Source organism: Cetobacterium sp., from assembly GCF_977044495.1.
In genome coordinates this window covers 1-6812 of record NZ_CDRRQU010000070.1, presented here as the reverse complement: position 1 = coordinate 6812, position 6812 = coordinate 1, and the positions used below count along the sequence as shown (strand labels likewise).

At 29.5% G+C, this 6812-nt stretch carries 7 protein-coding genes; 3 read left to right on the top strand and 4 right to left on the bottom strand.

Going from position 1 to position 6812, the window contains the following annotated elements; genetic code table 11:
* The 3 genes from ACWI69_RS11430 to ACWI69_RS11420 all read left to right on the top strand — a co-directional run.
* The coding region (locus ACWI69_RS11430; RefSeq protein WP_448821962.1) for a transglycosylase SLT domain-containing protein at window positions 1-286 on the top strand (286 nt) is incomplete at its 5' end.
* 16 nt (window positions 287-302) lie between these two features.
* Window positions 303-2819, top strand: coding sequence for a single-stranded-DNA-specific exonuclease RecJ (recJ, locus tag ACWI69_RS11425; protein ID WP_448821961.1), 2517 nt, complete (start codon window positions 303-305; stop codon window positions 2817-2819).
* Between the two features lie 110 nt (window positions 2820-2929).
* Window positions 2930-3628 carry a hypothetical protein gene (locus ACWI69_RS11420; RefSeq protein WP_448821960.1) on the top strand — a complete coding sequence of 233 codons (699 nt, stop codon included), beginning with the start codon at window positions 2930-2932 and terminating at the stop codon, window positions 3626-3628.
* A 60-nt stretch (window positions 3629-3688) separates the two neighbouring features.
* Here ACWI69_RS11420 and ACWI69_RS11415 read toward each other — a convergent pair whose 3' ends face one another.
* The 4 genes from ACWI69_RS11415 to ACWI69_RS11400 all read right to left on the bottom strand — a co-directional run bounded on the left by ACWI69_RS11415 (window position 3689) and on the right by ACWI69_RS11400 (window position 6615).
* Window positions 3689-4264, bottom strand: a complete 576-nt coding sequence (locus ACWI69_RS11415; RefSeq protein ID WP_448821959.1) for a TetR/AcrR family transcriptional regulator — start codon at window positions 4262-4264, stop codon at window positions 3689-3691.
* A 23-nt stretch (window positions 4265-4287) separates the two neighbouring features.
* Entirely contained in the window at window positions 4288-5610 is a 1323-nt protein-coding gene (locus ACWI69_RS11410) for an OmpP1/FadL family transporter (protein WP_448821958.1), read from the bottom strand.
* A gap of 62 nt (window positions 5611-5672) precedes the next feature.
* Window positions 5673-6155, bottom strand: coding sequence for a dihydrofolate reductase (locus tag ACWI69_RS11405; RefSeq protein WP_448821957.1), 483 nt, complete (start codon window positions 6153-6155; stop codon window positions 5673-5675).
* Window position 6156: 1 nt separating this feature from the next.
* Window positions 6157-6615 carry a tRNA (cytidine(34)-2'-O)-methyltransferase gene (locus tag ACWI69_RS11400; protein WP_448821956.1) on the bottom strand — a complete coding sequence of 153 codons (459 nt, stop codon included), beginning with the start codon at window positions 6613-6615 and terminating at the stop codon, window positions 6157-6159.
* Window positions 6616-6812 lie beyond the last annotated feature (197 nt).

Genomic DNA, 6812 nt, shown 5'->3' with positions numbered 1-6812 from the left:
AATGGGTATACCAAAAAAGATGATTAAAGACAATGAAGAAAACTATTATAACCCACAAAATAACATAAATAAAGGTACAGAAATTTTGAAAAAAATATACGATAAGCACAATGGAATGATTTTGAAAACATTAATAGAATATATATATGGAGAGAGGATTTTGAAAACATTGAGCTTTGAGTTAGATGGAGATTTGAAATTAGAGACGATAGTTGATGAAAAATTTCAAACTGAAATAGAGGAAATAGTTTATACGTACGCATTTTATAGTGCGATATATAATTAATGAGGAAAGGTATAGAATGAGAAACACAAAATGGGTATTCAAATCAGAAAATTTTGAACGAAGAAATGAAAATATAGATAAAGAGATAGAGCAAATTCTCCACAATAGGGGAATTGAATCAAGAGATGAAATTGAATTTTTTATAAATGGAACACTAGAAAATCTTATGAATCCAAGTGATTTATCGGATGTAGATAAAGCTGTAGAAAGAATATTGCGAGCTAAAAAAAATAATGAAACTATCTGGATATATGGTGATTACGACGTGGATGGGATAACTTCAACATCTTTATGCTATCTGGCGCTAAAAGAGTTGGATATTAATGTGAAATACTATATACCATTAAGAGATGAAGGGTATGGTTTAAATAAAGAAGCGTTGAATTACATAAAAGAAGAAGGTGGAGATTTAATAATAACTGTGGACTGTGGAATTTCATCAAATTCTGAAGTTGAACACTGTAATAATCTGAAAATGGAGATGATTATAACTGATCATCATGAAATAAATAACGGACTTCCTCCGGCGTATGCTATTATAAATCCTAAAAGAGATGATAACAAAAACTCATATAGGTATTTTGCTGGAGTAGGGACAGCTTTTATGTTATTGTTTGCTCTATATCAAAAATTAAAGAGAAAAAATGACATATACAAATACTTAGATATTGTCGCAATTGGAACTATTGCAGATATAGTTCCTTTAAAGGGAGAAAATAGACTTATAGTAAAAAGAGGATTAGAGCTTTTAAAAAGTAGCAAGTGGCAAGGTCTGAATATGCTTATGAAAAGATTGTTCGAAAACCCAATGGAAAAGAGTTTTGACACGTATGATGTAGGCTTCATTATAGCTCCAATCTTTAATGCTGCTGGAAGGCTAGAAGATGCTAAAATGGCTGTGGAACTCCTTGTTAGTGGGTGCCATGTGACTTGTGACAAGTTAATATATGAGCTAATAAATAAAAATAATGAAAGAAAAGAGATTCAGGAAATTATTTTAAAAAAAGCTGTAGAGAAGATTGAAAAAGAAAAACTAGATGAGGATAGTGTAATTGTTGTTGCAGAAAAAAATTTTCATCATGGTGTCATAGGTATAGTGGCTTCAAAAATTTTGGATAGATATTATAAACCTACTATTGTAATGGAAATAAAGCCAGATGAAGGAATAGCAACAGCGTCATGTAGAAGTACAGAAGCATTTAATATGATTGAAGCTTTGAATTCAATACAGGATGTTTTTATAAAATATGGTGGACACGCTGGGGCTGCAGGTTTCTCAATAGCGATTGAAAAATTAGAAGAGTTTTCAAAGCGAATAAATGAATATGCAATAAAAAAATTGAGTAGTGAAGATACAAAAAAACCTGTAAAGATAGATTGTGAACTTTCTATGATAAAAATATCTTTTGATTTAATGGATAAGCTTTCTTTATTGGAGCCATATGGATTTGGAAATGCCTCACCACTATTTGCTATAAAAAATTGTAAATATACAAATTTTAGAGCTATTGGAAAGGAAAAAAATCATTTGATGATGGATTTAATTAAAAATGGAATAGAGATAAAAAATTGTGTGTGGTTCAATAGTGACGATATGTTTGAATCAATATTGGATTATGAGGAGATAGACGTCGCATTTAAACTTAAGATGGAAAGCTATAAAGATAGATATCAATATAAAATTTTTATAGAAGATATAAAACCGGCTAAAAAGGTTTTAAATAATATAAAGGATTTTGAAAGTTTATACGATATTAAATTTCCAATAAAGTCTATTTTTTATACACGTAGAGATTTAGAAAATGAAAAGTTGAATATCAGTTTTATTGATAATGAAGTATCTATTAATGTCGGAAGAAATAGTGTTGGTTTTTTAGATAGTCAGACAAAATTGATTTTAAAAAGATTGAATGATTATTATGGTTATAAATTTAATGTAAGAGTTGATAGAATAATAAGAAAAGATGAAAATTATAATGTCCATATTTGGATAGAAAGAGATGAGGAATTTAAAACTCTCTCCCTTGACTCTGGAAAAATATTTAAGGAGATAAAGGAGTTTTTAATAGGAGATTTAGAATATAATTCGTTGCAAAAAAAGATTCTAAAAACAATATTTAAAGATAAAAAAAATGTTGTTGTAAGTTGTAGTTCTGGAAGGGGAATGGATACAGTTATAGAAACAATAAAAATTTATTATAAACTTTTTGAAAAAAAAGTATGTGTTGTAAAAGAGGGAGATATAAAAAAAGAAGGATATGATTTTTATGTTTATATGGGAAACAAAGCTTTAGAAACAGATAAATATAATTTGATTATAACGAGAAATAAAATTTGTTATAGTGGTTATGAGTATATAGAGGATGATTATACGATTCCGTCAAATATAGAGATAGTCGATAGTAGTGAATTGGAATACTATGAAAACATCTTCAGTATAAAGTTACCCTTGGGAGAAAAGAAAAAAATAATTAGTGAAATAAATAAAGGTAAAAGAGTAACTGCTTCTAATGATATAAAAATAATTTTATGAAAAGAGATTTTTAAAGTAGGAAATTGAAGAAAAAAATAGAAAAAACAGGAAGACAGTGATTTTCCTGTTTTTTATTTACTGAATCAAAAATAAAAGCTGGTGGTGAGATCATGTATAAAGAATTAACTATAAAAATAAGAAAATCTTTTAGAGAACAGTGGTTTTATCATGTGATAGTTGGCATGCTGTTTTTAATTTACGTGGGAATAGTAGTAATTGGAAATGGAATATTTTTAAATGATGTAGTGAAGATATTAGGTTTTTTATTTTTTTTAACAGGGATAGGAAACTTAATCTATTCGTTTTCTGGTATAGGAGAAAAAGAGTTTCACTGGGGAGAGATTTTCTTTTGGGGAATACTTGAATGTTTTTCTGGTTTGCTACTTTTATCGAATAAACTTCTAATAGCAGAAAAAAATTTAATAGAAGAGGTCGGTTTAGCTATAGAAAAAATTACTGCTACAAAGGTTGAACTTCAAGGATATATAGTTATATTTTATATAGGTGCATTTTTAACGTTTAGAGGAATAAGTCACATTGTAACTAAAGTTTATGAGCCAGAGGGGATAACACATAATAAAACGCTTGTAGTAGTAAAAAGGATATTAATGTTAGATGGCTTTATGGATTTCATCTTTGGTATAGGGGTAACTTTAAGTATGTATTTGGCTCAAGGGATATTTTATTATATACTGTTGATATATATATTGGTAACATCAATATTGATGATTATATTTGGATTGACTTCAAAATATTCTTTGAAAACTGAAAAATTAGATGGAGAAAAAAATATAGAAGAAGTTGGATAGTCAAGTAAAAAACCATGAGATAATATTTTTAAACTTATCTCATGGTTAATTTAAAATAATCTATTTATTTTTTAAATTAAAATCATCTAACTTCTTATAAAGCATTACAGCTGCACTATTTAAAAGTTTATCCTTAATGAAGTCATTTGTAGGGTTTTCAAAATAATCTGTTGCGATAAGTGTAGCTAGACCATGTCCAAATAGCCAGCAATCCAAGAAGAGATCATATTTAAACTCAGTTGGTAGATTTCCAAATCTTTCATCTTTTTCCATTTCAACCTTCATGAGATCTCTAAATTTTTTTAAGAGATTACCATATGAATTATCTCTAAGAAATATTGATTTAAATAGTTGTTTTTCCTCTCTTGCAAATGCACAAAGTCCAATACCACTATTGAGGAAGACTAAGTCAGTTTCAGGTCTAACTACATATTCTAAAAAAATTTTTTTGGCCCTTTCTATGAGTTCTGTTTTCAATTCATCCATAGACGAATAACAACTATATATCGGTGCTGGAGAACAATTTAAAGCTTTGGCTAGATTCCTTGCAGTAATATCATCTAACCCATGTTTTTCAAACATTTCAAAAGCTTTTTCATGAATTTGTTCTCTTTTAAAAATCGCTTTTTTGGGCATTACTTCCTCCTAAACTTTATAAATTAAAACTTTTTTACAAAGTTGATACCTATACTAGATATCTCTTTTTCATATTTTATGTTGTTAACTGTTTTCGAATCATAAATATAGTGATTTAAAGCAACAGTCCATTCTACAGACTCGTTAGGTCTATATTTAACTCCTGTTCCTAACATAGTAGAGTTTAAAGCATACTCTGTCGCAGCAAAACTCTTATCAGGAGCTCCAGTGTCAGCATAATTAAAGCCAACAAGCCAAGCAATTTGTGGAGTGAACCAATACTCAGAACCGACAGAAATTTCCCATCCATTTTTGTAATCAACACTAGTCTTACCTATTCTATCCATAGTAGCTGATTCGTTAAAATAGTAGTTACCACCTATGAAAGTAGTCCATTGGTCTGTAACTCTATATGATGCACCTAAAGCTACTAGAGCAGGTAAATCTCTTCTAATTTTTTCGCCATCTCTATATACTGGATATAATCCTAAAAGTGCGTCCGAAACACCCATGCTTGGAATAACAAGGTTTCCTAGATTAAGTCCTGGTCCATAAGTAGTGTCATTTATGTCAGATTTAGTTTTAAATTTTAAATTAACTTTAGTATCGTATCTAAAACCAATATTCAGTCTATCATTTGGAGCATAGTTCAAACCAAATTGTCCACCTATTCCATAAGCCTCTCGTTCAGAGTCGATAGAGGCATTTCCTGCTACAAAGATAGGAAATGGTAACGGATTTCCAAGTAAGTCACCAGCAGTAACATTCTTGTCAAGAGTAGTTTTAGCTTTTAAAGTTCTCTTAGCGTAGACTCCTCTAATTGCTAATGAAGCTGACCATTTATCTGTTAAATTGAAAGCTTTTCCTAAAGTAGTTTGGGCGTACATATTGGACCCTTTTACATTAGTTCCACTTAAAAAGTTGTTGAAATTAATATCTTTTCCAAGAAGATTTACAGTTAAAGGGATACTGTCTTTATACTCTAACTCAGCACCTCCAGCAACACCTCCCATTGTCCAAAAGTAAGCTCCGTCATCTGTTTTTTTGTAAAGAGCAAAGTTAGGTATAGGAGACGAAAGGTTAGTTGAAAAATCTCTCCCACCTTCGCTCATATTTTGGTCACCGAAGGCATACTGGATTCCTCCAACAATGTATGTTCCATTTTCTAATCTCATAAGTCCAGCAGGGTTAAAGTAAACTGTAGACCCCACATTAATAGCACCTTGTTGTGCTGGATTTCCACCGTACTCAGCTGAGTAATTCTGGATATGATCTATAGATGCTCCCATAGTAGAAGCACTTAAACTAGCTATTAAAGCTAATAGTGATAATTTTAATCTGTTCATTGATATAGTCCTCCCTAGTATTTTAACAATTACTAGTGTAATATAACATATGTTTTTGTGAATTACAAGTGTTTTTTTATGTAATGAACATAGATAAAATCTGAAAATTCTCTTGTTTCAATTACACGAAAATCCGATATATTTATTTTAGGAAAATAGGTATCTCCAAAAAAGTTACCTTTAATATAAGAAAAATGCAATTCACTCACTAAAGGCAGAAAATATTCATAGATAGTTTTTCCACCAATAATAAAAATTTTTTTGTCATTAATTTTTTGTAAAGCTAATGCTTTTTTTAAAGCACTGTCTGGGCAATTAAATATTGAAGTATTCTCGTGAAAAAAATTCACATCTTTACTTAAAATAAAATTGATTCTATTTGGCAGTGGTTTTCCAATTGATTGAAAAGTTTTTCTTCCCATAATTACAATACTATCATCAGTAATTTCTTTGAAAAGTTTTAGGTCCTCAGGAATATTCCAAGGCATAGAGTTTTTATTTCCAATTAAATTATTTTCATCTATTGCTACAATAAGTGATAACACGTTACTCTCCCAAATTAAAATTATTTTGTCTTAGAGCTTCATAAAGAATAATAGCTGCAGAGTTTGATAAATTAAGAGATCTTCCCATCTTAATCATAGGAATAGTTATACATGTTTCTGTATTAGCTTCTCTAATTTCTGCAGGAATTCCTCTGGACTCAGGACCGAAAACAATAAAATCATTTGGCTTATATTTTACATCTGAATATTTTTGTGTAGTTTTAGTAGTAGCAAAATAAAAATTAGATTCAGGGTAAGCTGCCCTTAACTCTTCATAATTTTCCCATACTTTTAAATCGATTAATTCCCAGTAGTCAAGACCAGATCTTTTAATTTGTTTTTCATCTAAAGAAAACCCCAAAGGTTTAATTAAGTGTAATGTTGTATTTGTAAGAACACAACTTCTTCCGATATTACCTGTATTATAAGGAATTTCAGGTTCCATTAGTACTATATTCATAAAATCCTCCTAAAAAAATTAATAAATTGACGCAAATATATGTAATTTTATCATAAAAATAATTATAAAACAAAAATAAAAAAAGATGTTGACGAAGTTTAAAATTTATGATACTATAATTTTTGTCAGCGGGAAACACCGCCGACAAAAATTGTAGAGAAGGACATTAGCAACCGAATAGAGAAAATAGTCAGAAG

Excerpts from the sequence above, each read along its gene's own strand:
- recJ (WP_448821961.1), top strand. The coding sequence starts at position 303 with ATGAGAAACACAAAATGGGTATTCAAATCAGAAAATTTTGAACGAAGA.
- ACWI69_RS11410 (WP_448821958.1), bottom strand. The coding sequence starts at position 5,610 with ATGAACAGATTAAAATTATCACTATTAGCTTTAATAGCTAGTTTAAGT.
- ACWI69_RS11420 (WP_448821960.1), top strand. The coding sequence starts at position 2,930 with ATGTATAAAGAATTAACTATAAAAATAAGAAAATCTTTTAGAGAACAG.
- ACWI69_RS11400 (WP_448821956.1), bottom strand. The coding sequence starts at position 6,615 with ATGAATATAGTACTAATGGAACCTGAAATTCCTTATAATACAGGTAAT.
- ACWI69_RS11415 (WP_448821959.1), bottom strand. The coding sequence starts at position 4,264 with ATGCCCAAAAAAGCGATTTTTAAAAGAGAACAAATTCATGAAAAAGCT.